This window comes from Rothia sp. 11254D007BW, assembly GCF_053548195.1.
In genome coordinates, this window is sequence record NZ_JBPWPK010000001.1 from 2283491 (window position 1) to 2308028 (window position 24538).

The following is a 24538-nucleotide window of genomic DNA, read 5'->3' on the forward strand; positions in this document are numbered from 1 at the left end:
CTTACTGGTTAGTACCAAGAACCGTGTTCGAGGGGGTATCGAACTTATCGGTGTTGTAGTTCTTAGCCTGGGCCTGCATGAACTTCTGCCACTGGGCAGCTGCGTAGGTGGCACCGTCCACGTAGTCCAGAACTCTACCGTTGATGGAAAGGCCGTTGAGAGGGCGAGAGGCGTTTTCCATGCTGCCCACCCATGATGCGGTGGAAAGGCCGCGCGTGTACCCTACGGTCCAGGTCTGGGCAGAGTTATCGGTGGTACCGGTTTTAGCGGCGGACGCATCGGTCAGGCCAATACCGCGCTGGTAACCCGAGCCGTCCACCAGAACCTGCTTGAGTACGTAGTTCACGCCGTTGGCAACGTCCTCTTCAAGTACGCGCTCACAGGTGGACTCATAGGTCTTGACCTCGGTATCGCCCTTGCTGACCTTCTCCAGCGAAACAGGCTCGCAGTAGGTGCCGCCGCTGGCAAAAGTGGCGTAGGCCGAAGCCATAATCAGCGGGGTGGTACCATGGGGCCAACCACCCAGCAGGTAGGCGGGGCGGGTAATAGTGTAGGGGTCTGAACCGGTGCCGTCGGTGATGCGGAGCTTGGCTCGCAAATCGTTGATGGCACAGGCATCAGTAACCGAAGCCATCTTAATGGAGTAGGAGTTAATGGAGTTCTTCAGGCCGTAGGCCACGGTACCCCAGCTCTGGCTGCCGCCTTCAGAGTTGGTGAAGACGTAGCCATCAGCGTCTTCGGAGGTAACGAAGCCGCCCTCCTCGCATTTAGCAGGCCACTGGAAGCTCTTGGGGTAGCTGAGGGAAGTGCCATCAATGGTGGCGTTGACGCCCTTGCCGTCCTTAATCCACTGGGCCAGAATCACGGCCTTGAAGGTTGAACCGGGCTGGAAGCCTGCTGTACCACCGTGGGAGACACTCACGTTGAAGTTGAAGTAGTTATCCGCAAAGTCGCTTGTATCAGAGGGGCCGTAGCCGGAGTTCTGGGCCATGGCAATAATCTTGCCGGTGCCGGGAGCAACTGAAACGAGAGAGGCACTGACACGGTCGGGGTTGTTGGTGGAAGGCTGAGTGGCTTCAACCTGGGTCTTGGCGTCCTTCTGGGCGTCAGGGTCAATGGTGGTAATGATCTTGTAGCCGCCGCGGTAGAGGGCATTTTCACGGTCCTCTTCGGTGGCACCGAAGGTCTCATCACTCAGGAAATCAAATATTGCGTACCTACAGAAATGCGCAAAGTCGCCGGCGGTTGAGCAGCCCATGGGGGTGGTGTGAATATCGAGAGTAATCTCTTCGTTCAGGGCGTCCGAGTATTCGTCCTCGGTAATCTTGCCGTCGCGGAGCATGGTGCCCAGAACTACATCGCGACGTTCCTTGGACAGTTCGGGGTTAACATCGGGGCGGTAGACGTTAGGTGAAACCACCATGCCTGCCAGAATCGCCGATTGGGAGATGCTGAGCTCTGATGCTGAAATGCCCCAATAGTAGTAGGCTGCGGCCTCTACACCGTAGTTGGAACCGCCCAGGTTGATGATGTTGAGGTAGCCCTCAAGAATCTGGTCCTTGGAGAGATTCTGCTCCATCGAGATGGCCAGCTTAATTTCCTTGATCTTATCAAGGTAGTCCTTATTAGCACCCAGGGTACTTGCCTCGGTGCCTGCCTGCTCAGCGGCATCAATCAGAAGGTTATTGACGTACTGCTGGGTCAGAGTAGAAGCACCCTGACGAGCTTCGGGGTTAATGACATTGTTGACCAAGGCGCGGGCAATACCCATGGGGGAAACCGCGCCGTGATCGTAGAAGTTACGGTCTTCAGACGAAAGAATTGCATCCTTCATGTGCTGGGAAATGTCATCCAGCGCCACCTCGGTGCGGTTCTGGGCGTAGTAGGATGCTAGCTCAGTTTTTCCGTCATTTGCGTAGATGACGGACGGCTGAGAGAGCGGTCCGTCACTCAGGGAGGCGGGCAGACTCTTAAACCAGTTCATTGATGCATTGATAGATGCACTGAGAGCTGTAGTGGGCGGCACCATAATCAGCGCCGCAATAAAACCGGCAATGATGCTCAGCGCAATAAACTGAACAAGGTCGCCGGAGCTACGGCGCCTCTTTCGCACATTCTTTGAAGAAGCCATTGCATCAGTTTATCGGCTCAGGGCGAAAAGCGCACCGGCATGCATGTCACAGCCACCCAAGAAAAACCTGTGAGAGATGTAAGAGTCGTCTTTTTAGCCCCGGTGGTCTAGGCTTGGTGCTATGGAAAAATGGGAATACGCAACAGTGCCCCTGATGATTCACGCAACCAAGCAGATCCTCGATAACTGGGGTGAAGACGGCTGGGAGCTCGTTACCGTGCTCCCCGGTGCCCCCGCTCCTAGCGGCGCCACTCCCGCCGGGAACATGGTTGCCCCCACTCAGGGCAATCCAATCGCCTACTTTAAGCGCAAGAAGGCTAGCAACTAAATACTCACACCAGAACCGGGTTCAGGCTTCGCCCCGAGCCCGGTTTTTGGCCCCTAGAAACACTGCTTTTCAAGAAGGTACACCGTGTCAAAGATCGAAGACCGCCTCAAAGAACTTGGCTACGACCTGCCCGAGCTGGCAGCCCCGGTAGCCGCCTACGTTCCTGCCGTCACCAGCGGTAACTACGTCTACACCTCGGGCCAGCTGCCTTTCGTTAAGGGCGAGCTGCCCGCCACCGGCAAGGTCTCCGACTCCGACGCCGAAGGCTTTATAGACCCCGAGACCGCCCAGAAACTGGCTAGCCTCTCAGCTCTGAACGCCCTGGCTGCCGTCAAGTCCGTTATCGGCGATCTTGACCGCGTCACCCGCGTGGTCAAGGTGGTCGGCTTCGTTTCGTCAGACCCCTCCTTCACCGGCCAGCCCGCCGTCATCAACGGGGCCTCCCTGCTTTTGGGCGAGGTCTTTGGCGAGGCAGGCGTGCACGCCCGCTCAGCCGTTGGCGTGCCGGTACTACCGCTGGACTCCCCGGTAGAAGTTGAAATCATTGTGGAATATGCCTAGCCAACCCATGTATACCGGCGCCCTCAAGCGGGTGCCGCCGCCGGCGTCCGCCCCCTATGTCTCGGCGGCGGCTCCGGCCCCCAAAACCCACCCCATCCCGTCAAGCCAGCAGGAATCCGCCCGTACCTGGCTCAATGAGGGGGACTGTACACCGCGCGCGGCTAAGCCTGCCGCCGCGGTCGTTTTTGTGCGTGATGGTGCTTCTGGGCCTGAAACCTTTATGACCTACCGGGTTAAATCTCCTATGGGTCGGGTTGCCTTCCCCGGCGGCCTGGGTGTGCCCGAGGACGCCACCCCCATCGGCTGGGTGGGCCCCAGCGGTGAATACTGGGCCAAGGCCTTCAGCGAGGACGACCTGGGGGCAGCTAACGCTGCCGTAGTTACCGCGGTGCGTGAGCTCTTTGAAGAGACCGGCGTGCTCTTAGCTGGCAGCGGTGAGCTCTCAACTATTGAGCTCACTAGCGGGCACGAGTGTATGGCCTCACGTCTTGCTGTAGCTCAGCAGGATAAAACCTTTGCTGACTACCTGGAACGCCGCGGTCTTAAAATCCGTGCCGACCTGCTCAAGCCCCTAGCCCGCTGGCAGTCACCGGGCTTCTTCCACAAGCGCTACGACATTCACTATTTCACCTGCGCGGTGCCGGTGGGGCAGAATCCCTCCCTGCTCGCCGGGAAGGGAATATGGGGTCGCTGGGTCAGCGTGCGTGAGCTGGTTGCCCACCCCATGAGCGTTGAAATCGGTAACGAAATCGGGCAGGACGACACCGTTGGGGTGCCCTTCCAGGAGCTGGTGACCCCCGGCGTCATGTACCTGCTGGAACAGCTCGCTTCTGCCTCCGGGGCGGTTGCCTTCCTGGCCAAGCGACGCCAGGTTTCCCTCTATCTGCCCGAGGTTAAGCAGGACGCCGCTGGCACCTGCTACCTGGCGGTGCAGGAGAAAAAGGTCTAGCCGTGCCCATCGAGCGTCAGGCCCCCAGTTCAGCACCCATCTCACTGTCGCAGAGACTTACTAGATGGGCGACCCTGGGGGCCTGTCTGCTACTGGTGGCTATTATTGGTGGACGCTTGGGGCTGGGCGCCTTGGGGCTGCAACTTATCCCAGGGCTAGGCTTGATTTGCCTGGGGCTCTCTTACCTGGCGTCCCTTACTTTACTGGTGTGTGGAACCGCCTATATCCTCAAGAGCCTGGGAAGAATTCCCCAGCCAGACGGGGCTAGAAGCAGCACCCTGGTCTTGCTAACCACCTGGTTCGCCCAAGGGCTTCTGCTCTTGCTGGCAAGCGCTTTTGCCCTGATGATGACTTTTATCTTCTTCATCGTTCTGGTCTTCAGTACCGGTTGGATTCGCTATGAAGATGAGGGGAAAACCTACTACCAGTTTCCCGTAGGGCTAAACCGTGACTATTGCAGGGAGGCACAACAGGTCAACCTCATCTTTGCCCGTGACCTTGGGGAACCTATGACTGTTGGCCCAACAGTAAGGAACCCGGGGGTACCTCAACCCCACCGGGCAACCTGGGCGATGTCCGGGTGCCCGAGGCGGACGCCACGTCCGCCCCCGAGCCCACCGGCCAGCCCTACACTCCCGCTCCGCTTACCCCTGTTGAGGCTGAAAACGTCACCGACATCGACGAGAGTGGAACTTTCGGCCTGGTTCTGGCCAACAGCAACGACATCTACGCCGCAACCTACAGCCCCGACCGGGGCCAATGGCTTATGGGCGGAAAAATCTCTACGGTTGGAGCCAAATCCCTAGAGCTCTGCGGCCTTCAGCGCCTCAGTGAGACAGTCCTGGTCTACTGCCAAGCTCGTGCCGAAGGAGCCACACTGCTGACCAGCGCAGATAACGGCCTCACCTGGACTACCCACGATCTAGACCCGGCAGCTTCCTACCTGCTAGAGGCCCACTACACCAACGGAACCTACACCCTCGAAGTTGGCTACCCGGCCTGGGTCCCCTCAAGTAGCACCACTCTCATCACCTCATCCGACGGCCTCACCTGGCAGACCCGCTAACCACCGGCGTCCGCCCCCCTGCCCCTGGGCAGGTGCAAAAAACCGGGTGGTCAGCTAGAGCTGACCACCCGGTTTTAGAGTATTGAGAGCAGGCAGGACGCCCGCCCCACCTTAGCGGGAGCGCTGGCGCAGACGCTGCAGGTCGAGGATGACCACAGCGCGAGCTTCCAGACGGATCCAGCCGCGGGAAACGAACTCGGCCAGAGCCTTGTTGACGGTCTCACGGGAAGCGCCGACCAGCTGGGCCAGCTCTTCCTGGGTCAGCTCGTGGGCAACCAGCACACCGTCGGTGGCAGGACGGCCGAAGCGGTCAGCCAGGTCAAGCAGGGCCTTGGCAACGCGACCGGGTACGTCTGAGAAGACCAGGTCGGCCAGGTTCTCGTTGGTGCGGCGCAGACGGCGGGCCAGAGCCTGCAGAACCTGAGCGGAGATATTGGGGGACTTCTCCATAGCCTTGCGCAGGGACTCGTGCTTCACACCGGCCAGGCGGGTCTCAGAAACAGCGGTTGCGCTGGTTGAACGGGGTGAGGGGTCAAACAGGGCCATCTCACCGAAGATTTCGCCGGGGCCCATGATAGCTACCAGGTTCTCACGGCCGTCGGAAGCGGTGCGGCCCAGCTTCATCTTGCCTGAGATAACAAAGTAGAGCTGATCGCCCTGGTCGCCTTCGTAGAAGAGGGTAGCACCGCGTGAAAGGTCAACTTCGGTGATGTCTTCGGTCAGTGCTGCAAAGGCTTCGTCGTCGAGTGAAGCGAACAGCGGAGCACGGCGTAGTACTTCAATATCCATGGTTCTCTTTTACTCCTGAAATGGTGGATCTAAAGGGCGATTCGAGTGCGGTGCCCTGTACGTACAGGGCGGGCAGACTTCTAAGCATAGTCTTTGCCTAGTCCATCACACAGCACTTTTATCTGTGACATATTCAACTAATAAGAGCCTACAGGATATTTGATGCTTTCGATACCCAAAGCGCCTAGAGCTTAGTCCCTTCACCGAGAATTTTTCCTGAGTTTCCGCCTATTTTTTCAGGTTGGACGTGTAGGCTGTGGTATTCCTGTGAGGGCTGAGTCCCGGCAGAGCTCCCCGCGTCCGCTCGGTCTATTTTTGCTGAGGCGGCATAGGGTGGAGCCTAGCCCATTTAGCCTTCCCCGTTGAATGGAGAATCATGACCGTTCTTGACTGGGTCATTATTGCTATTATTGCCCTCTACTTCTTAGCCGGTGTACGGCAGGGGCTCTTTGTCACCCTGGGTACCTTTGTTGGTTTTGTGCTGGGTGCGGTTGCAGCTATTTACGCCACCCCCTGGGTCATTGACCAGGTTGATGCACGGTGGTATCTGCTGGCCGGGCTGGGCACGGTACTTGCCTGCCTGGTTTTGGGGCAGACTCTGGGTATGACCCTGGGCAGTGCTATCCGCAGGGCAAGCGACCGCACGCCCCTGCGAGGTCTGGAGCGGCTTGCCGGTGGATTAGTCAACATGGTGCTAGCCTCGCTCGTGATTGTCACGGTGGTGCTGGTCGTCCGCCCCCTGGGTATTCCCTCTGTTACCGCTTTGACCGCAGACTCTAAGGTCATTAGCTGGATGATGCAGATGACCCCGGCCTCCGCCCAAGAGAAGGTCACCGAGATCCGCGGCCAAATCGTGCAGGCCACCGGCCTTCCTGAAATCTCCCAGCTGCTCTACCCCGAGCAATCTGCCCCTCTGGGCACCCTGCAAACGGCGGCCTTGGACGAGGCCGGGTGGTCGGTTGTACAGGTGGTGGGATCAGCTCAGGCCTGTAATTACACATCGGAGGGATCAGGGTTCGTGGTGGACGGCGGCCTGGTGGTCACCAACGCCCACGTGGTGGCAGGCGTCAGCACTCCCACCCTACTGAGTCGCGACGGCCAAGCCGCAACAGGCGATGTGGTCTACTACGACACCGAACGTGATATCGCGATTATCAGCGCCCCCGATCTTGACCTCACACCCCTGGCCGTCAACCAGACCGAGGTCGCTTCGGGAACCGAAGTTGCCTTCATGGGCTACCCCGGTGGCGGTCCCTTCACGAGTCGGGCTGCAATAGTTCAGGGTTTGGGTTACACCCAAACCATCAATTCACAAACAGGTGAAACTAACCCCTCCCGCCTGGTCTATCAGCTCGCTGCCCAGGTGCAGCAGGGTAACTCCGGCGGTCCTGTGCTCATCGAGGACGGGCAGGTCATGGCTATGGTCTTTGCCAAGTCAACCCAGAGCCAGACCGGCTATGCCGTCCCGGCAGCGCATATTCTTGAGGCTCTAACCCAGGTCAATGCCGCTTCACCGGCGGTTGCTACCGGCCAGTGCGTGCCCAGCTAAGGCTGGGCGAGCTGGGTGGGGCGGGCATAGAGAAGATAAACCGCTAGCCCCACCCCCAGCAGAAGTAGCCCGCCCGCGATAGAGGTGGGCGGCAACGTCCCCACCACCAAGCAACAGCCCGCTGCCCCGGCAACCTGCAGGGCGCGCGGGTAGCGGCGGTAAGGGACGGTTTGCGTGAAGGCTGCCAGGTTCGCCACGCAGTAGTAGAGCAGCACGCCGAAGGACGAAAAGCCGATAGCGCTGCGCACATCAAAGAACAGAATCAGGGCGGTCACGGCCACCGCTACGGTGATTTCTAGCCGGTAGGGTACCCCGTAGACCGGGTGCAGGTGCGCAAAGTAGGCGGGCAGGTCGCGGTGGGTAGCCATGGCGTGACCTGTGCGGCCGATGCCGGTGATGAGGGCCAGTAATGCCCCGAGTGCACCGATGGAAGCCGCGATACCCATGAGGGCGCTCAGGGGTGCGGACGACCCTACCGCCGCAGCCAGCGGGGCCGACGTTCTCGCCAAGCCCGCATAACCCAGCTGGTGGATGAGCGCGAGGGCAACTAGCAGGTACAGGGTGCCCACCAGCGTCAGGGCAATGATGATAGCCCGCGGAATGGTGCGGGCGGGGTCTTTGACCTCTGACCCCATGGTGGCAATACGGGCGTAGCCGGCGAAGGCAAAGAAGAGCAGGCCAGCGCCCTGCATCACCCCGTAGATAGTTGTCACCGGGCCCATGGCGGCGGACGCTCCCGCCCCGCTCCCTGCGCTGGCAGCAATCGCTACGGGGTTCGGAGCTACCCCGAGCAGAACCGCACCGAAAAAGACGGCCAGGGCCAGGAGCACCAGGGTGACCAGGATTTTAGTGAGGACTGCGGTGCGGGTGATACCCCTGTAGTTGACGGCGGTGAGGGCAGCAACTGCGGCGATAGCCAGGAGCTTTTCATAACCCGGTGCCAGATAAGCGGCAAAAGTCATGGCCATAGCGGCGCAGCTGGCCGTTTTACCGATGACGAAGCACCACCCCGATGCAAAGCCCCAGGCATGGCCGAGCTGGCGGCTGCCGTAGATGTAGGTGCCGCCTGATTCGGGGTGCTGGGCAGCCAGCTGGGCCGAAGAGGTGGCATTAGCGAAGGCGAGAAAGGCAGCTAGGGCTAGGGAGAGCAGCAGCCAGTTCCCAGCTGCTGCCGCTGCCGGTGCGAAGGCGGCAAAGAGGCCAGCCCCAATCATGGACCCGGCACCGATGTAGACGGCGTCGGTGAGGGTCAGCTGTGCCCGAGGTTGGGTAGCCATCGTGCCGAACTAGCCCAGGTGGCGGGCTAGGAAGGAGAGCGCCAGTTCGTAGCCCTGAGCACCTGCACCGGCAATCACGGCGGTCGCCTGGGGCGAGACGTAGGAGTGGTGGCGGAAGGGCTCCCGCTTGTGCACGTTAGAGAGGTGCACTTCGACAACCGGCAGCTCGGCTGCTTCCAGGGCGTCGTGCAGGGCGACTGAGGTGTGGGTGTAGGCGGCCGGGTTGATGATGATACCGGCGGACGCGGTACGGGCTGCCTGGATTGCATCGATGAGGTCGCCCTCGTGGTTGGACTGCATGAAGCTGATCTCGTAGCCCAGCTCGGCGGCTTGGGCGCGCAGGGTAGCTTCGATGTCGGCCAGGGTGGTGCGCCCGTAAATCTCGGGTTTGCGCACGCCGAGCAGGTTGAGGTTGGGGCCGTTAATCACGGAGATACGTCGGGGTGCAGTCTGTGGTGTTGCCATAGTTCCTAGTTTTTCATACGAAAACGCCCGCCTCCAGCTTGCTGCCATAGATGGAGCACACTGGGGCGGGCGTTTAATCAAGAACACTGGCCTCAACTGATGTGGGGCATGCGTGCCTCATATAGAGGCTTATTCATAAGGGGGTTCCGCAGGCTCACGCTCGCTGCCGACCCTCTCGCCTGGTTCGCTTCGCTCACAAGGCGATTCACGCCAGCCGCCGAGCCAGCAGCTTCGCTGTGAGCCTGCTCCACCTACCCTAATGAATAAGCCTCATCCTGTTATATCGCGCTGCTAACCCTTCTTAAAGTTAGCCTCGATAGCCTCCATGACGGTGGGGTCTGCCAGGGTTGTGGTGTCACCGACCGGGCGGTCTTCGGCCACATCCTTGAGCAGACGGCGCATGATCTTACCGGAGCGGGTCTTGGGTAGATCATCAACAATGAGCACACGCTTGGGCTTGGCAATCGGGGAAATTTCGACGCCCACGTGAGCGCGAATCTGCTCGGCCAGCTCGGTCTCGTCCTGACCTGCTGCCTTGGCCTCGTCGTTGAGGATGACGAAGGCCATGACGGCCTGGCCGGTGGTCTCGTCGGCTGCACCAACAACTGCTGCTTCGGCGACGGCGGGGTGGGAGACCAGAGCTGATTCAATCTCGGGGGTGGAGAGGCGGTGGCCGGAGACGTTCATGACGTCGTCCACGCGGCCCAGAACCCAGAGGTCACCGTCGGCGTCGCGCTTGGCGCCGTCACCGGCGAAGTACATCTTCTCGAAGCGGGACCAGTAAGTGTCGACGAAGCGGTCGTCGTCGCCCCAGATAGTGCGGAGCATGGAGGGCCAGGGCTCGCGGATGGTCAGGAAGCCGGACTGCCCGTTGGGCAGGGACTCGCCCAGGTCGTCCACCACGTCGATGGTGATGCCGGGGATGGGCTGCTGGGCGCTGCCGGGCTTGGCTGCGGTGATGCCGGGCAGCTGGGAGACCATGATCGCGCCGGTCTCGGTCTGCCACCAGGTATCGACGATGGGGCACTTGCCGCCGCCGATGACGCGGTGGAACCAGCGCCAGGCTTCGGGGTTGATGGCTTCGCCCACGGTGCCGAGCACACGCAGGGTGGACAGGTCGTACTGGGCGGGGATGTCCTCGCCCCACTTCATCATGGTGCGGATAGCGGTGGGGGAGGTGTACATGATGGTCACCCCGTACTTCTGCACGATTTCCCAGAAGCGGCCGCGGTGCGGGGCATCGGGGGTGCCTTCGTAGATGACCTGGGTGGAGCCGTTGACCAGGGGGCCGTAGGCGACGTAGGAGTGGCCGGTGACCCAGCCGACGTCTGCGGTGCACCAGTAGATGTCGGTTTCGGGCTTGAGGTCGAAGATGTTCTTGTGGGTGAAAGCGCCCTGGGTGAGGTAGCCGCCGGTGGTGTGCAGAATACCCTTGGGCTTACCGGTGGTGCCGGAGGTGTAGAGGATGAAGAGGGGGTCTTCGGCGTTCTGGCGGGAGGGCTCGTGCTCGGTGGACTGCTCGGCAACCAGCTCGTGCCACCAGACGTCGCGGCCCTCAACCCAGTTGATATCTTCGCCGTTGCGCTTGACGACCAGAACCTTTTCGACCGAAGAGCCACCCTTGGCCAGGGCAGTGTCGACGGCGGGCTTGAGCATGGAGGGCTTGCCACGGCGGAAGGAGCCGTCGGCGGTGATAACCAGTTTGGCCTCGCCGTCCTCGATGCGGGAGAGCAGGGCGTCGGCTGAGAAGCCGCCGAAGACGACGGAGTGCACAGCGCCGATGCGGGCGCAAGCCAGCATGGCGATCACAGCTTCGGCAATCATGGGCATGTAGATAGCAACGCGGTCGCCCTTAGAAACACCCAGGGATTCGATGCCGTTGGCTACGCGGGAGACCTCGTCCTTGAGTTCTGCGTAGGTGTAGGACTTGGTATCGCCGGGCTCGCCCTCAAAAAGGATGGCGGTGCGGTCGCCGTTACCTGCTTCAACATGGCGGTCTACGGCGTTGTAGCAGGCGTTGAGCTCACCGTCTGCGAACCACTTGGCGAAGGGCGGGTTGGACCAGTCGAGGGTTTCGGTGAAGGGCTTGTACCAGGTGAGCAGGTTGCGGGCCTGTTCTGCCCAAAATTCGGTGCCTTTTTCTTTGGCTTCTTCGTAGATGCCGGGCTGAGCGTTGGCCTGGGCTGAGAATTCGGCGCTGGGGGCGAAGACGTCCTGGGTGTCGGTCATGGTGTGCCTTCCTGTTCTGTGGGGCGCGTCATTGATGTGCGCCACAAACGGACTTTTTCTCACCTTAGCGCACCCTGTAGCGCTAGTCACAAATTTGAGCGTTCGTGTTACGCGAAATCAGGACGCCGGTACCAGCTACCCCAGGTACCGCAAGGGAGGGCAGGGGTAGGCTTGGGATATGCCCCTGAATGCAGACCTACCTCTTAGCCCTGATGAGCTCGCCCAGCTCGAAACCCGCTCTGTGCCCGAAGCTAAAGCGCGAGCGTCCGCCCGAAAGCACGCCCGCGCGGCAGCTCGCGGTGAGGCCGAAAGCCCCCTAGCGCTCACCCGTCGTGCCCGCAAAATCAACCGTATTTTGGGGGAGACCTACCCCTATGCGGTTGCCGAACTCGACTTTGATAACCCCTTTGAGCTTCTGGTGGCTACCGTGCTCTCAGCTCAAACCACCGACGTGCGCGTCAATGCCACCACCCCCGAACTTTTTGCCCGCTACCCCGATGCGGCGGCGCTGGCATCCGCGCGGATTGAAGACGTGGAAGACATCGTGCGGCCCCTGGGCTTCTACCGCTCCAAGGCCAAAGCAATCGTGAATCTGGCAGCCCAGCTGGTGGCAGATTACCGCGGGCAGGTACCGGGCAGGCTTGAGGAATTAGTTAAGCTCCCCGGGGTAGGGCGAAAAACCGCTTTCGTGGTGCTGGGTAACGCCTTTGGCAAGCCGGGAATTACCGTCGATACCCACTTCGGCCGCCTGGCCCGCCGCTTTGGCTTCACCACCGAAGAAGACCCCGTTAAGGTCGAACGCGACGTCGCCGAGCTGTTTGAACCCAAGGACTGGACGCAGCTTTCCCATCGGCTGGTCTACCACGGCCGCCGCATCTGTCACGCCCAAAAACCGGCCTGCGGGGCTTGCCCCATTGCCGATCTTTGCCCGGCTTACGGCGCCGGTGAAACCGACCCGGTAGCGGCAGAGAAACTGCTCAAGTACGAGATGGCCCCGGGGCGTGAGCGCCTGCACCTGCGTTTTGTGCAGGGCGCTACCCGTCGTCAGCTGCGGGAAGAGGGGTGGATGCTCAGTGCATAGGGAAGAGATGTTCGGGGAAGAGATAGTGGGGCAGCACCCCGCCCTAGCGGCCCTGCAGGAGTTGGCGGAGCGGGCCCCGAGCGTTGTGCGCCCCGAGGATTCGTGGCCGATTGGGCAGATGGACCCGGGCACCGTTAAAGAGGCCGCTGTGCTGGTGCTGATGGGGGTGCTTGATGAGGCTCCGGCGCAGAATACCGGGTGCGGCACGGTTGCTTCGGACATTGACCTCTTGGTGTTGGTTCGGTCGGATGCCCTGCGCCATCACGCCGGTCAGCCTGCCCTACCCGGCGGGCGGATCGACCCTGAGGACTACGACGAGGCAGCCCGTACCGGCCGAACCGTCCAGCAGGTGGCTGCCCTGCGGGAGGCTGTGGAAGAGACCGGTCTGCAGGCTGAGGGGGTGCGACTGCTGGGTCAGCTCCCGGCGGTTGATTTGCCGGTGAGTAACTACCGGGTGACTCCCGTACTGGGCTGGTGGGACCTACCGACCCCTGTGGCGGCAGTAGACCGGAACGAGTCAACCCTGGTGGTGCGCGTGCCGGTGGCAGACCTGCTGAACCCGGCTAACCGGCTGACCGTGACGGTGACTCGCGGCCGGACCAGGCACAAATCCCCGGCTTTTGAGGTGACCGGCGACTTCGACCCCTTTACCATCTGGGGATTCACCGGCAACCTGCTGTCCCGAGTCTTTGAAGAGCTGGGCTGGGAAGAACCCTGGGATAAGAAGCGCACCCGGGAAGCTGGGAGTTAGCCTATTTAGCCTGCGAGTAGTCGTCGGTGGTGACCACGGTGACGGGGAATTCGACGTCGGTGGGGCCGAAGATGAGTTCGGCGGCAGCTTGCGCTGATTCGCGCACGATTTCGGCGGCGCGGGCTGATTCGCCGACTGGCCCGTAGAGCATGATTTCGTCGTGGAGGAAGTAGACCAGGCGGGTTTGCATGCGTTTGCCGAAGCGGCGTTCGGTGCGGAGGCGTTTGCGGATTTGGGCCATCCAGATGATGGCCCATTCGGCGGCTGTTCCCTGGATGACGAAGTTGCGGGTGAAGCGGCTGTGAGCGCGGGCGGCTGAGCGGGCGGCGCGTTCGTCGGCTGCGGTGACCTGGTTGCGTTGGGCTTGGAACCAGGCGTGGGAGGGGGCTGGGGAGGTGCGCCCCAGGTAGGTGGTGACCTGCCCGCCGCGGAGGCCTACGTCGGCGGCACGTTCGGTGAGGCCGATGGCGGCTGGGAACATTTTTTTGAGGTGGGGCATGAGCTGCCCGCCTTCGCCGGTGGTGGCTCCGTACATGGCAGCCAGTAGGGCGATTTTGGCGTGGGAGCGGTCGTTGAGCACGCTGCCGGTGCGTTCGCCAATCTGGGCGATGCCGAGGTAGAGGTCGGTGCCGCGTCCGGCGACGGCGAGGGCACGGTCGCCGCTCATGACGGCAAGGATGCGGGGTTCGATTTGGGCGGCGTCTGCGACGGTGAGCATCATGCCTTCTTCGGCGCGGATGGCGGGGCGGACGTCCTTGGGGATTTGCATGGCCCCGCCGCCGTGCCCGCCCCAGCGGCCGGTGGCGGCGGAGCCAACTTCGTAGGTGGGGTGGAAGCGGTTGTTGGTTACCCAGGTGTCGAGCCAGTTCCAGCCGTTGGCGGTGTAGAGGCGGGCGAGGCGTTTGTAGTCGAGCAGGGGGCGGACGAGTTGCCAGCGTTCTTCGCGCAGGTGGGGCACGGCGTTGGCCCATTCGGTGAGTTCCCATTTGCGGGTGGATGTGACCGAGTGACCGGCGGCCTGGAGGGCTTTGAGGACTTCTTGGGGGGAGTCGGGGTTGAGGTTGGGGGCACCGAGTTCTTCGCGGATACGGGCGGCTAGGCGCTCCATCTTATAGGGCCGGTCGTAGCCTGTGGGGCGCGGTCCTAGGGCGTGTTCGAGGATTTTTTCGTGGATGGTGCGGTTCCACGGCATGCCGTAGTGCTTTATCTCGGCGGCGATGAGGGCACCTTGGGATTCTGCGGCCAAGAGCAGGGAGAGCCGGGCGGGGGCGGGGGAGGCTGCGACGGCCTCTAGCTGGGTGCGCAGCTCGGTGAGCAGGGCGGACGCGGTTGGCCCGGTTTTTCCTTGAGCTTCGGGCGATGCTGGGCCCAGGTCGTCGAAGAGGGAGGTCTGCCCCTCAATTTGCCGCCGGGCGGGCAGATGCCCGGGCGGGGGCTCGGGGGTGCGGTTGAGGTCGCAGGTGGGGGTGTAGGGCAGCTGGTTGGCGGCGCGGGTGGCGGCGGTTGCCAGGATTCGTTGGGCTAGGCGCAGGTCGTGGCAGGACGCCGGCGAGACCCCAGCTGCCAGCAGGGCGGGCATGAGCTCGCGGGCGTCCGCCCAAGCCCAGCGAATCACCCGGTGCGGGTTTTGGGCTTCTACCGCGCGCACAAAGTCGGGGAGCTTAGCGAAAGGGAAAATGCGGTGGGTGCCTGAGCCGGTGTCGTTCAGCGTAATGGCCTCCCACAGGGGCGTATCGCCGGGGGAGGTCGCTGGGCCAAGCACGATGTACATCTTTCTATTATGCCGTTTGCGCTGTTCACAGGGCTAGACACGGCACTTCTTCTGTGGCATAAAGAGAGACAAGAGAAAGATACCGGGGCAGGGGCCTACCCTGAAAGGTAGCCATGCCCGATACTGAGATGCGTGTGCGCCGGTCGCGGCGCCATTTCTTTGAGCCCCTCCCCACAGACCTACCCGATGATGTGCCGGTCTTAGCGGTAGAACCGGCCGAGACCGACCTGGGCCCGCTCACACCCCTGGTGAGCAGAGAAGGGCTGACCGATATTTTCGTCAACGGCCCCCAGGATGTCTGGTACGAGGCCGCCGGTACCCTGCACCGGGCTACCATTACCTTCCCCGACGACGAAGCCGTCCGGGCACTTGCCACCCGGCTGATCCTATCGGCTGGCGGCCGCCTGGACGACGCCTACCCGGCTGCAGACGTCCAAACCCAGCAGGGAATCCGCATCCACGCCCTGCTCCCACCCCTGAGCCGCTCCGGCACCCTGCTCTCCCTGCGTCTTCAACCGGCCCAGCGCCCGTCCTTGCGGCAACTACAAGAGCACGGCATGATGGGGCGCGAGTTGGAGCAGGTTCTGCGGCAGCTGGTGCGCTCGCGGGCTAATCTGCTGGTCAGCGGAGGAACGGGGACCGGCAAGACCACCCTGCTGGGTGCCCTGCTGCAGGAGGCGGACGCCGGTGAGCGGCTACTGCTGGTAGAAGACACTTCTGAACTACAGCTAGATCACCCGCATACCGTGAGCCTGCAGGCCCGGGCCGCTAACGCCGAGGGCCAGGGCGAGGTGGGGCTGGCAGAGCTGATTCGGCAGGCCCTTCGCATGCGGCCCAGCCGGCTGGTGGTGGGTGAGTGCCGCGGGGCTGAGGTCATGGACATGCTGACGGCCATGAACACCGGCCACTCCGGAAGCGGTACCACGGTGCACGCTAACTCCGCAGGGTCTGTGCCTGCCCGGCTCTACGCCATGGGGGCTCTCGCTGGGGTAAGTAGCCAGGCTGTGGCTCTGCAAGCTGCGACGGCGCTGGATTATATTGTGCACCTTGAACGTGAGGGTAAGCACCGTATAGTACGCGGGGTTTACCGGCTGGTAGGCGGGCACAACCTTGCCGTTGAGCCGGTCTGCACTGTGGAGCCGCGCCGTCGCGGCACCTACCTGCGCTGGCACCCCGGTGGTGAAGAGCTCCAGCAGGCAGCCGGGCTACCTCAGAGCACGGGGGTGGGTGCCTGATGCCGGTCAATGGTCTGAAAAGTCTTGGGGTTCGCAGCGAATCTGTGGGCTTAGAAGAGCTGGAGCTATGGCCCGATGCCATCTGGCGTCTTGCCGCCCTGCTACGCGCGGGGTGCTCACCGGCGCAGGCATGTACCCACGTGGCGGCCTATCTGGTGGGCCTAGAACGCGAAGAGCGCACCGAGCAGAAATCCAGCCTGCTCGCAGTTGTGGGAAAGCTGCGGCCGTCCGCGCGTCAGCAGCAGGGCCTCGAAGGTGCCCGGGCCCAGATGGCCCAGCTTTTTGAGACCGCGAGCGCCCAAGCCCAGAAGGGCCTGCCCCTAGCCGGTGTGTATCTGCAGGCTGCCGGGCAGGCTGAGCTGCGCGAGAGTGTGAGGCAGGGAGCCGCTAGGGTGGCAGCCTGCTGGCAGGTGGGGGAGCGGACGGGCGCCTCACTAGCCCAGGTGTTTGAGCGTCTAGCCCGCTACCTGGAGACGGAAATTGACCTTCGCCAGCAGCGGGAGACGGCTTTGAGCGGGCCGCGGGCTACCGGTCGAATCCTTTCCTGGCTGCCTTTTGTGGGGCTGGGGCTGGGAATCCTGATGGGTACGGATCCATTAGGGGTGCTTCTAGGCTCAGTTCCCGGGGCTCTTGTTGGGGGTCTGGGGCTGGCGCTGGCCTGGTGCGGCAACCGCTGGACGGCCCGCCTGATTCGTCGCGCGGAAGAGGGGCAGTGATGCTGGCTTTACCGAGAGCGGGGAAGCAGCCCCGGGCGTCCGCTCCTGAACTAGATGCTGCCCTCTACCTGGATATGGCGGCCACCATGCTCGCGGCAGGGCTTTCAATCCCTGCGGTGCTGCACCAGCTGGGCCAGCTTGAAGAGGGAAGATACGAGGCAGAACTGACCGCTGTGGTGGAGCGTCTCTATCAGGGGCAGAGCTGGGCGGACGCCTGGGAGCAACCGGTTGCCCCGGGGCTCGTAGGCCTGTATGAGGCGCTGGGGCTGACGCTGAGCACGGGTGCACCGAGCGCCCAGCTGGTGAGGGTTCTGGCCCAGCGGCAGCGCCGCCACCGGCAACGGGCCTACGAGAAGGCAGCTGCCCGGCTGAGCGTCAAACTGGTGGTGCCGCTGGGAGCTTGCTCGCTGCCGTCCTTTATCTGCCTGGGAGTGGTGCCCGTTCTCATTGCCCTGTTTCCGGCGCTTTTTTAGAAGCGGGCAGGCGGTACGGACAGGTTGTCCACAGGTACCCAGTGGAGGGTGCTGAGGCGTCATAAAGGTGTCATGGCTACACCGCTGAAGAAGGTGCTGGGAGCTTTGCTCCCTGAAAAGACAGGAGAGCAGGCCCGCTGCCCTTATCCACAGGTAACACTACTCTTTACGCCATCTCAGGCAACTGGAAAGCTACAGATACCTCGGGTGAAGGCCCCGGCGTCTTTCTCACTACCTCAACCCGCCCCTTACCCCGTCTTCGCCCGAGTTCACCCGAAAGAACACAGCGCCTCGGCAAGGCTGCCGAGGAGCACCATATCAAGGAGGAAACCGTGTCGAACACCCACCCCACATCACCTGTAGAAGGCCAGGTCTTTCAGGCCGGTCTCGATGACCCCGAAGCGGGCGCTACGACCGCCGAATACGGAATCGTCATGCTGGCGGCCGTAGGCTTTGCGGGTCTGCTCGTGGTCATTCTCAAATCTGAAGAAGTCCGCCAGATGTTGCTGGGGCTGGTGCAAACAGCTCTCTCAACCGGTGCGTAGACCGCCTTCTGTCTCTGTACCCGGGCTAAACCGCCCGGGCACAGAGACAAGAAAATCCGTCATCGATACCTGAAAACCCTGGAATCCTCAGCCCAAGATTAAGGTGGTGATACCGTGCAGACCCTAGCTGCACCAGAAGATGAGAGAGGGTCAAGCACTGCCGAGTTTGCGGTGATACTCCCAGCTCTTGTGTTTGTTCTGGCCCTGGTGCTGGGAGCTGCTGCAACCGGTATCGTGCAGCTCAAGCTGGAAGAGGGCGCTCGCCTGGGAGCCCGGGCAGCAGCCCGCGGGGAAACAGCCGAGACCGTAACCCGCATCGTGCAGGAGATAGACCCCGCAGCTACCGTCACCCTGGTTCATGATGACGACATGACGGTCGTAACGGTGAGCAGGCAGGCTCCGGGAGTTGTGGGAAAGGTCAGCGGCTGGACGCTTACCGCCGATGCACGGGCCCTCACCGAATACAGCGCCACCACCGGGAGCGCTGACCCATGAATCGCGAAGTTGAGTGGGAACGAGGAAGCAGCACCGTTGCCACGGTGGGCCTGGTCTGCGCTCTTCTTATTCTCGGGGCTACCTGTGCCGGGCTCATTGGGGTCATTACCGCGCAGCACCGGGCAGCGGCAGCAGCGGATCTAGCGGCTCTTGCCGCAGCGGACGTAGCCCGCGGCCTTGCCCCCGGAGAACCCTGTGCGGTCGCCGAGCGCGTTGCCCAGTCCAACGGGGCCCGGTTGGGTGGCTGCGGCCAGCCCGCCGGGTTGGGCGGGACGGTGGACGTCCGCACCCTCGTTGATATCACCGGCCCCTTCGCTTTCCTTGGTCCCGCTGAGGGCATATCCCGGGCTGGGCCACCTGATTCCTCATAACCGAGGCCAGCCCCGCTCGCTATAGCAAGGCTAGAAGGGGTCGTCGGTAGCGGCGAAGCCGGTCAAAGACTCAGCTACACTCACCGGGGTAGGTTTCCCCTCTACCCGGTGTCCCACCGCGTAACTCCCGGCTCCTGTTTCCCCAGCTACCGGGCTTTCAGCCGCCGGGCCTAAAGGCTTGAGCAGTTTTCTGCGCTCTTCATCGGTGAGTTCATCGGCCTCAACGAGCAGGGCAGCTAAAAGCCGGGCGGCACCCGCCTTGTGTAGGGGCTCGTTCCGGTTACCGCACTTGGGGGACTGCACACACGAGGGGCAGCCCAGCTCGCACTCGCAGGCCAAAATCGTATCGAGAGTGGCCCGCAACCAGTGGCCCACCTGCTCAAAGCCCCGCTCGGCGAAGCCAGCCCCGCCAGGGTGGCCGTCGTAGACGAAAATCGTGGGCTGTTCGGTATCGATATGAAAGGCGGTCGATAAACCACCGATATCCCACCGGTCGCAGGTAGCTACCAGGGGGAGCAGACCGATAGCGGCGTGCTCAGCGGCATGCAGGGCACCGGGGATATCCCTCTCATGAATACCCGCAGCGTGCAACAGGGTAGCGGGCATAGCCCACCAGATAGCCCTGGTCTGCAACTCCTGCGGGGCAAGGTCAAGTGGCTCATCACCCAGAACCTGCTGGCCCACCAGGGACTTCCGCTGGTAGCCCACCACCTGGGAACGAACCCGCACCCTGCCGTAGTTCAACGACACCTGCCCCTGCTGCCGCGTTTCCTCAGCACCCAGTACGGTCACTTCGGTGATATCACGGGACTGGGTGTAATAATCGGGGCTCACTGCCGAGACCGCAATAACCTTGTTGTCCTCATCAAGATCTTCCACCACATAGGTCTTGCCCTGGTGAGTGTAAATAGCGCCGGGGTGGCCCTGGGAGTGGGCGTGGCCGTCGTCCATACTGCCAATCACGGCACCCGTTTCGCAGTCAATAATCTGCAGGGGAGAACCACCCCCGCGCAGGTTCACAAAGTTACTGGCAGACTCGGGGTGGGTCCAGAACCAGCCGGTAGCCCGCTGCCGCAGGTAGCCCTGCTCCACCAGGCGGCCCAACAGCGCCTCGGTGGTGCGCCCAAAGACCATGAGCTCCTCCCGGCGCAGGGGAATCTCAGCTGCCGCAGCACACAGGTGCGGGCTAAGCACATAGGGGTTCTCAGGGTCGAAAACGGTTTTTTCAACCGGCCGGTCAAAGATATCTTCGGGGTGGTGCACCAGGTAGGTATCGAGGGGGTCTTCGCTGGCAATCAGGACGGCAAAAGCGTCCTGTCCTGCCCTGCCCGCTCGTCCTATCTGCTGGTAGAAGGACGCCCGCGTGCCCGGCCAGCCGCCCACCAGCACGGCATCCAGCCCCGCAATATCAATACCCAGCTCTAGGGCGTTGGTCGAGGCTACGCCCAGAATCTCCCCCCGGCGCAGGCTGGCCTCAAGGGCCCGCCGCTCCTCGGGCAGGTAGCCTGCCCGGTAGGCTGCGATACGGGCAGAAAGACCGGGCTCAACCTCATCGAGATAGCGGCCAGCGGTCTGCGCGATAGCTTCAGCCCCGCGACGGGACTTGATGAAAGAGATGGTGCGGGTACGATTCACCACCAGGTCAGTGAGCATCTCAGCGCTCTGGGTAATGACCGACTTACGCACCGGCGCCCCGTTCTCACCCGCCCCACTGCCCTGGGCGCCGGGGCGGACGCTCACCCCGTTGGCGTGGGCAGAAAGCTTGTCATTGACCGCAGCCGCATCGGTAAACTCCGGCTCCCACAAGAGCACGTGGGTAGCACCGCGCGGGGCGGTGCTCTCAGTTACCGCAGTAACCGCGGTGGGCCGCGACCCAATCAGCCGGGCAAAAGACTCAGCAGGCTCCGCACTGGTAGCAGATGCCCCAATAAACACCGGGGTAGCACCGTAGTAGCGGCATACCCGTCGCAAGCGCCTCATCAGCAGAGAAACATGGGCCCCAAAGACGCCCCGGTAGCCGTGGGCCTCATCCACAATCACATACTTGAGCTTGCGCAAAAAACCAGCCCACCGGGCATGGTTGGGCAAGATGGCGTGGTGCAGCATATCCGGGTTAGCCAGAATGAAGTTGGCGCGCTCGCGAATAAAGCGGCGGTCGGCCTGCGGGGTATCGCCGTCGTAGCTCTCAGCAACGAGCCCGGGAAGTCCTAGGTTGCGTAGGGAGGCCAGCTGGTCTGCCGCCAGGGCCTTGGTGGGGGAGAGGTAGAGGGCCGTTGCCCGTCCTGAATCAAAGCCGCTAGCCTGGGTCTCGAATTCGCCCCGGTAGATAGCGTCAAGGGCGGGTAGCTGGTAGGCCAGGGACTTACCCGAGGCGGTTCCCGTTGCCAGAATGACGTGCCGGTTGCCGGGGGAGTCGTGCGCGGCCGTTGCCGCCTGCACCTGGTGTAGATAGGGATCGGCGACCCCTAGGTTCTGGTAGGCCTCAACCACCCGCGGGTGGGCCCAGGAAGGCCAGGGGGCAGTTTCAGCGCGCCGGGCAGGCAGGGTACGCACATGGGTGACCTGCTCAGGTAAGGACGCCAGCCCCAGCTGGTCGAGCACCACGGCCAACTCACCGGGCTGGGGAGCGCGAGTGGACGGGGCTCCGGCTGGGTGTGAGCACGAGGGAAGGGCATCGGTAGGCACCCGTCTATTATGGCACCGCGAGAGCGCGCGTAAATATTTGCTCTTTCTACCCCCGTTATCTGTGACCTGCACTATAAGGGGTGGGATAATGGGTTCTATGAGTATTCCAATGAACATTCAGGGTAAGAAGACCACCGAGCAGGAGCCTGTGGTCACGGTCCTCACCGAAGAGCAGATTTGGGAGCTGATTGAGGGCACCCGGTTTGCCCGTCTGGGTACGGTAGGCGAGGACGGCTACGTGCACATCACCCCGCTCAATATTGTGACCGACGGGGTTCGCATTTTCTTCCGCACCGCCTCAGGTAGCAAGCTCACCCAGCTTTTGATGAACGAGAAAGTAACCGTGCAGTTCGACAGGGCAGAGGGCAGTCACGCCTACTCGGTCAATGTCTTTGCCACAGCCCGCCTGCTGACTGAAACCCGCGACATTGACTACGTTGGCAAGCTCAACCTTGAGCCCTGGCTCGATACCGAGAAGCTGGAGTTTGTGGAGCTGACCCCGCAGAAAATGACCGGGCGCCGCTTCCGCCTGGGCTAGAAGCGCCAGTCGCCGCCCCACCGAGGGGCATAAGGTCTAAAATAGGGGTGTGTCTCAAGAAAAAATTATCCTCTACTACTGCTTTGCCCCTGTCACCGACCCCAAGGCCGTGATGCTGTGGCAGCGTGCCCTCTGTGAGAAGCTGGGCCTGACCGGCCGCATCCTGATCTCTAAGCATGGCATCAACGGTACCCTGGGCGGTGACATCAACGCCCTGAAACAGTACGGTAAGACTACCCGCCAGTACCCGGGCTTCGAAAAGCTCGAACTCAAGTGGTCCGACGGTAGCGCTAGCGACTTCCCCCGCCTCTCGGTAAAGGCCCGCGACGAGATTGTCGCCTTCGGTACCCCCGATGAACTCATCGTCGATGAAAACGGTGTGGTGGGCGGCGGCGTGCACCTGAAGCCCGAAGAAGTGAACAAGCTGGTTGAAGAACGCGGCGACGAGGTCGTCTTCTTCGACGGCCGCAATGCCTTCGAAGCAAAAATCGGCAAGTTCAAGAACGCTATTGTGCCCGATGTACGCACCACCCACGATTTCATTCAAGAGATCGAATCGGGCAAGTACGATGACCTTAAAGACAAGCCCGTTATCACCTACTGCACCGGCGGTATCCGCTGCGAAATTCTTTCGGCCCTGATGAAGAACCGCGGCTTCAAAGAGATTTACCAGATTGACGGTGGCATCGTGCGCTACGGCGAAAAGTACGGCGACTCCGGCCTCTGGGAGGGCTCACTCTACATCTTTGACAAGCGCCAGCACATGAACTTCTCACCCGACACCGTCACAATCGGCGAGTGCGAACACTGCGGCGCTAAGGCCAACACCTTCGTCAACCTCGATGTGGACGGGGTGCGTGACCTGGTGCTCCTGTGCCCCGACTGCCAGGCCAAAGCAGAGGCCGAGCGCGAGGCTGCAGCAGCGTCAGTATGAGTGAGCAGAAAACCCCGGCTTACGAGACAGCTCTGATTGAGTACGGTACCTTCATGGTCGCCGGCGTCACCGACCCCGCGACCGAAGAGAGCGACTTCGGTTCCTGGTGGGAGCGCCTCTACAGCACGCTTGAATCGGGAGGGGGCGCCCTGGCCGCCCAGCGCCTGGCTGCGGTAGAAAAGCTGCAGAAGGTGGGCGTCGTCATGCCGGACGCCGACGATACCGGTTTTACCTACACGGCGGGTTTCATTGTGCCCGGCGGCATTAAGGACGTTGCAGCCCTGGGGCTGACCGGCGTGATGGTACCGGCTGCTATGTACGCTACCGTCCTGGTACAGGGGGCTATTACCCCGGGCGTCCCCCCTGCCCATATCAAGGCGGGCTTCAACCACCTGGCCAGCACCTTTATCCCCTCGAAGGGGCTGGAGCCTACCGGCGTCTGCCTAGAAGTGTACGGGCCCGGTGAAATCACCGACGAGAACTACCGTATGTATCTCTGGCAGGCTGTAACGAGCCCGCAGGCCGCTTAAAGAAACAATAAAATACCTCCCGCAGTGCGATATGCGGGAGGTATTTCTCTCTAAAGTATGTGCGCGCTTGCGCGCCCCTGGATAACGGTTGAACTGGTGTGGTAATACCGAAGGGAAAAATCTTTAGGAGTTCTGCTCTACGGCCAGTTCGGCCTCAAGCTTCTCGATAATCTCTGCGATGAAGTCGGGGCCACCGTTAGCGGCCTTTTCCTTCCAGTCAGCGATGGACTTTTCCAGTTCGGCAATTTTTTCTGCATTTGCCATAAGGTAAATATAACCCAGACCTCTAGAAAAAATCACCTTGATTACTATTTAACCTTTTCCCAGTTTTCGATGGGGCCGGGTACGACGGTGAAGAGTGGGTGGGTGACTTTAGTGGGTGACGTGGAAAAACGCTGGTCATACCACTGCGGGGAACGGGCTTTTACTTTTTCTGCCAAAAATGAGATTTCGTAGTCTAGCTGGCCGTCGGTAACCGGTAGCGGTGACAACTCAGGTTGAGCGGGGAGCACCAGCAAACTGCGGTTGAAGTTATAGCCCCGTCTATCAGCCTCATCAGCCAGCCCGTGCAGGTAGGTGCAGATGTAGGCCAGGGGGTCACTAGAGGCTTTGAAATGGTTCAGCTGGGGGTGGTTGGTGTAGCCCTGGGTGAGCCCCTGGAGCACTTTCTGGGCAAGCAGGGTCTCACGCCAGCAGGCCACTAGCCCTTTGGCATCGAGCAGAGAGGGGTGCACAGACCAGATACGCATTAGCCTTCAGCTCTGCGGGCGATGGCTTCTTCGAGGCGGTCGAGTTTGCCGGTGAGTTCGCCTGAATCGTGACCTGGGCGAATATCGGCCTTGAGTACCAGGGAGACCCGGTTGCCGTACTTGCCAACAGCTTCGGTGGCGGCTTTGATGACGGCCATGCACTCGTCCCAGTCACCTTCGATGGTGGTGAACATGGCGTCGGTGCGGTGGGGGAGACCTGAGTCGCGGACAATCTGGACGGCTTCTGCAACGGCCTCGTGGACGGACCCGGAGGGGTCGCCACCGCCGGTGGGAGCTACTGAGAAAGCAAATAACATGTC

26 protein-coding genes are annotated in these 24538 nt (G+C 61.9%); 16 read left to right on the forward strand and 10 right to left on the reverse strand.

Features of this window, described 5'->3' with window-relative positions:
• Window position 1: 1 nt before the first annotated feature.
• Window positions 2–2131 carry a transglycosylase domain-containing protein gene (locus tag ACEE43_RS10330; protein ID WP_449107573.1) on the reverse strand — a complete coding sequence of 710 codons (2130 nt, stop codon included), beginning with the start codon at window positions 2129–2131 and terminating at the stop codon, window positions 2–4.
• Between the two features lie 121 nt (window positions 2132–2252).
• Here ACEE43_RS10330 and ACEE43_RS10335 point away from each other — a divergent pair, with 121 nt between their 5' ends.
• From ACEE43_RS10335 to ACEE43_RS10350, 4 genes are all read left to right on the forward strand, one after another.
• Window positions 2253–2459, forward strand: coding sequence for a DUF4177 domain-containing protein (locus ACEE43_RS10335; protein WP_185174154.1), 207 nt, complete (start codon window positions 2253–2255; stop codon window positions 2457–2459).
• Between the two features lie 84 nt (window positions 2460–2543).
• Window positions 2544–3020 carry a RidA family protein gene (locus ACEE43_RS10340; RefSeq protein WP_237185083.1) on the forward strand — a complete coding sequence of 159 codons (477 nt, stop codon included), beginning with the start codon at window positions 2544–2546 and terminating at the stop codon, window positions 3018–3020.
• A complete protein-coding gene (locus ACEE43_RS10345; protein WP_449107574.1) occupies window positions 3013–3969 on the forward strand; it encodes an NUDIX hydrolase in 957 nt (318 codons plus the stop codon). Before ACEE43_RS10340 ends, ACEE43_RS10345 begins: the two co-directional genes overlap by 8 nt.
• A 580-nt stretch (window positions 3970–4549) precedes the next feature.
• A complete protein-coding gene (locus tag ACEE43_RS10350; protein WP_449107575.1) occupies window positions 4550–5035 on the forward strand; it encodes a hypothetical protein in 486 nt (161 codons plus the stop codon).
• 111 nt (window positions 5036–5146) lie between these two features.
• Here the strand turns inward: ACEE43_RS10350 and ACEE43_RS10355 are convergent, their stop codons facing one another.
• Window positions 5147–5824 carry a Crp/Fnr family transcriptional regulator gene (locus tag ACEE43_RS10355; protein WP_083091991.1) on the reverse strand — a complete coding sequence of 226 codons (678 nt, stop codon included), beginning with the start codon at window positions 5822–5824 and terminating at the stop codon, window positions 5147–5149.
• 376 nt (window positions 5825–6200) lie between these two features.
• On the opposite strand from ACEE43_RS10355, the gene ACEE43_RS10360 reads away from it, so the two are divergent.
• Window positions 6201–7373: a MarP family serine protease gene (locus tag ACEE43_RS10360; RefSeq protein ID WP_449107576.1), complete on the forward strand. Its 1173-nt coding sequence runs from the start codon at window positions 6201–6203 to the stop codon at window positions 7371–7373.
• Here the strand turns inward: ACEE43_RS10360 and ACEE43_RS10365 are convergent.
• From ACEE43_RS10365 to acs, 3 genes are all read right to left on the reverse strand, one after another.
• A complete protein-coding gene (locus ACEE43_RS10365) occupies window positions 7370–8650 on the reverse strand; it encodes an APC family permease (protein WP_449107577.1) in 1281 nt (426 codons plus the stop codon). The genes ACEE43_RS10360 and ACEE43_RS10365 overlap by 4 nt on opposite strands.
• Window positions 8651–8659: 9 nt before the next feature.
• Window positions 8660–9115: a type II 3-dehydroquinate dehydratase gene (aroQ, locus tag ACEE43_RS10370; protein ID WP_449107578.1), complete on the reverse strand. Its 456-nt coding sequence runs from the start codon at window positions 9113–9115 to the stop codon at window positions 8660–8662.
• A gap of 291 nt (window positions 9116–9406) precedes the next feature.
• The gene (acs, locus tag ACEE43_RS10375) at window positions 9407–11344 is read right to left on the reverse strand and encodes an acetate--CoA ligase (RefSeq protein ID WP_449107579.1); all 1938 of its coding nucleotides are present in this window, start codon (window positions 11342–11344) and stop codon (window positions 9407–9409) included.
• A gap of 178 nt (window positions 11345–11522) precedes the next feature.
• Between acs and nth the strand changes: the two genes are divergently transcribed.
• Both nth and ACEE43_RS10385 read left to right on the forward strand, forming a co-directional pair.
• Complete coding sequence (nth, locus tag ACEE43_RS10380) at window positions 11523–12425, forward strand: endonuclease III (protein ID WP_449107580.1); 903 nt, start codon at window positions 11523–11525, stop codon at window positions 12423–12425.
• Window positions 12426–12450: 25 nt separating this feature from the next.
• On the forward strand, window positions 12451–13176 hold the full coding sequence (locus ACEE43_RS10385; RefSeq protein WP_449107581.1) for an NUDIX hydrolase: 726 nt from the start codon (window positions 12451–12453) through the stop codon (window positions 13174–13176).
• Between the two features lies 1 nt (window position 13177).
• Here the strand turns inward: ACEE43_RS10385 and ACEE43_RS10390 are convergent, their stop codons facing one another.
• Entirely contained in the window at window positions 13178–14947 is a 1770-nt protein-coding gene (locus tag ACEE43_RS10390; RefSeq protein WP_449107582.1) for a bifunctional 3'-5' exonuclease/DNA polymerase, read from the reverse strand.
• 113 nt (window positions 14948–15060) lie between these two features.
• Here ACEE43_RS10390 and ACEE43_RS10395 point away from each other — a divergent pair, with 113 nt between their 5' ends.
• The 6 genes from ACEE43_RS10395 (at window position 15061) to ACEE43_RS10420 (ending at window position 18782) form a co-directional block, all read left to right on the forward strand.
• Window positions 15061–16182 (forward strand): TadA family conjugal transfer-associated ATPase, encoded by a 1122-nt coding sequence (locus ACEE43_RS10395; protein WP_449107583.1) that lies wholly within the window; start codon window positions 15061–15063, stop codon window positions 16180–16182.
• 44 nt (window positions 16183–16226) lie between these two features.
• Entirely contained in the window at window positions 16227–16898 is a 672-nt protein-coding gene (locus ACEE43_RS10400; protein ID WP_449122315.1) for a type II secretion system F family protein, read from the forward strand.
• A complete protein-coding gene (locus ACEE43_RS10405) occupies window positions 16898–17371 on the forward strand; it encodes a type II secretion system F family protein (RefSeq protein WP_283490365.1) in 474 nt (157 codons plus the stop codon). The genes ACEE43_RS10400 and ACEE43_RS10405 overlap by 1 nt, the downstream gene beginning before the upstream one ends.
• A 332-nt stretch (window positions 17372–17703) precedes the next feature.
• Window positions 17704–17916 (forward strand): DUF4244 domain-containing protein, encoded by a 213-nt coding sequence (locus tag ACEE43_RS10410; protein ID WP_237194936.1) that lies wholly within the window; start codon window positions 17704–17706, stop codon window positions 17914–17916.
• 114 nt (window positions 17917–18030) lie between these two features.
• Entirely contained in the window at window positions 18031–18411 is a 381-nt protein-coding gene (locus ACEE43_RS10415) for a TadE family type IV pilus minor pilin (RefSeq protein WP_237206130.1), read from the forward strand.
• A complete protein-coding gene (locus tag ACEE43_RS10420; RefSeq protein WP_449107585.1) occupies window positions 18408–18782 on the forward strand; it encodes an Rv3654c family TadE-like protein in 375 nt (124 codons plus the stop codon). The genes ACEE43_RS10415 and ACEE43_RS10420 overlap by 4 nt, the downstream gene beginning before the upstream one ends.
• A gap of 30 nt (window positions 18783–18812) precedes the next feature.
• Here ACEE43_RS10420 and ACEE43_RS10425 read toward each other — a convergent pair whose 3' ends face one another.
• Window positions 18813–21386, reverse strand: coding sequence for a DEAD/DEAH box helicase (locus ACEE43_RS10425; protein ID WP_449107622.1), 2574 nt, complete (start codon window positions 21384–21386; stop codon window positions 18813–18815).
• 178 nt (window positions 21387–21564) lie between these two features.
• On the opposite strand from ACEE43_RS10425, the gene ACEE43_RS10430 reads away from it, so the two are divergent.
• Genes ACEE43_RS10430 through ACEE43_RS10440 form a run of 3 tightly spaced genes read left to right on the forward strand, consistent with a single transcriptional unit; the run spans window position 21565 to window position 23469 of the window.
• A complete protein-coding gene (locus ACEE43_RS10430) occupies window positions 21565–22005 on the forward strand; it encodes a pyridoxamine 5'-phosphate oxidase family protein (protein ID WP_237185039.1) in 441 nt (146 codons plus the stop codon).
• A gap of 49 nt (window positions 22006–22054) precedes the next feature.
• On the forward strand, window positions 22055–22939 hold the full coding sequence (gene trhO, locus ACEE43_RS10435) for an oxygen-dependent tRNA uridine(34) hydroxylase TrhO (protein ID WP_185174169.1): 885 nt from the start codon (window positions 22055–22057) through the stop codon (window positions 22937–22939).
• A complete protein-coding gene (locus ACEE43_RS10440; RefSeq protein WP_237204699.1) occupies window positions 22936–23469 on the forward strand; it encodes a GyrI-like domain-containing protein in 534 nt (177 codons plus the stop codon). The genes trhO and ACEE43_RS10440 overlap by 4 nt, the downstream gene beginning before the upstream one ends.
• Before the next feature lie 123 nt (window positions 23470–23592).
• On the opposite strand, the gene ACEE43_RS10445 is transcribed toward ACEE43_RS10440, so the two are convergent.
• The 3 genes from ACEE43_RS10445 to ACEE43_RS10455 are packed head-to-tail and all read right to left on the reverse strand — an operon-like array spanning window position 23593 to window position 24535.
• A complete protein-coding gene (locus tag ACEE43_RS10445; protein WP_237199616.1) occupies window positions 23593–23733 on the reverse strand; it encodes a hypothetical protein in 141 nt (46 codons plus the stop codon).
• 44 nt (window positions 23734–23777) lie between these two features.
• Window positions 23778–24218, reverse strand: coding sequence for a pyrimidine dimer DNA glycosylase/endonuclease V (locus ACEE43_RS10450; protein WP_449107586.1), 441 nt, complete (start codon window positions 24216–24218; stop codon window positions 23778–23780).
• Window positions 24218–24535, reverse strand: coding sequence for a thiamine-binding protein (locus ACEE43_RS10455; protein ID WP_237194928.1), 318 nt, complete (start codon window positions 24533–24535; stop codon window positions 24218–24220). The genes ACEE43_RS10450 and ACEE43_RS10455 overlap by 1 nt, the downstream gene beginning before the upstream one ends.
• Between the last annotated feature and the right edge of the window lie 3 nt (window positions 24536–24538).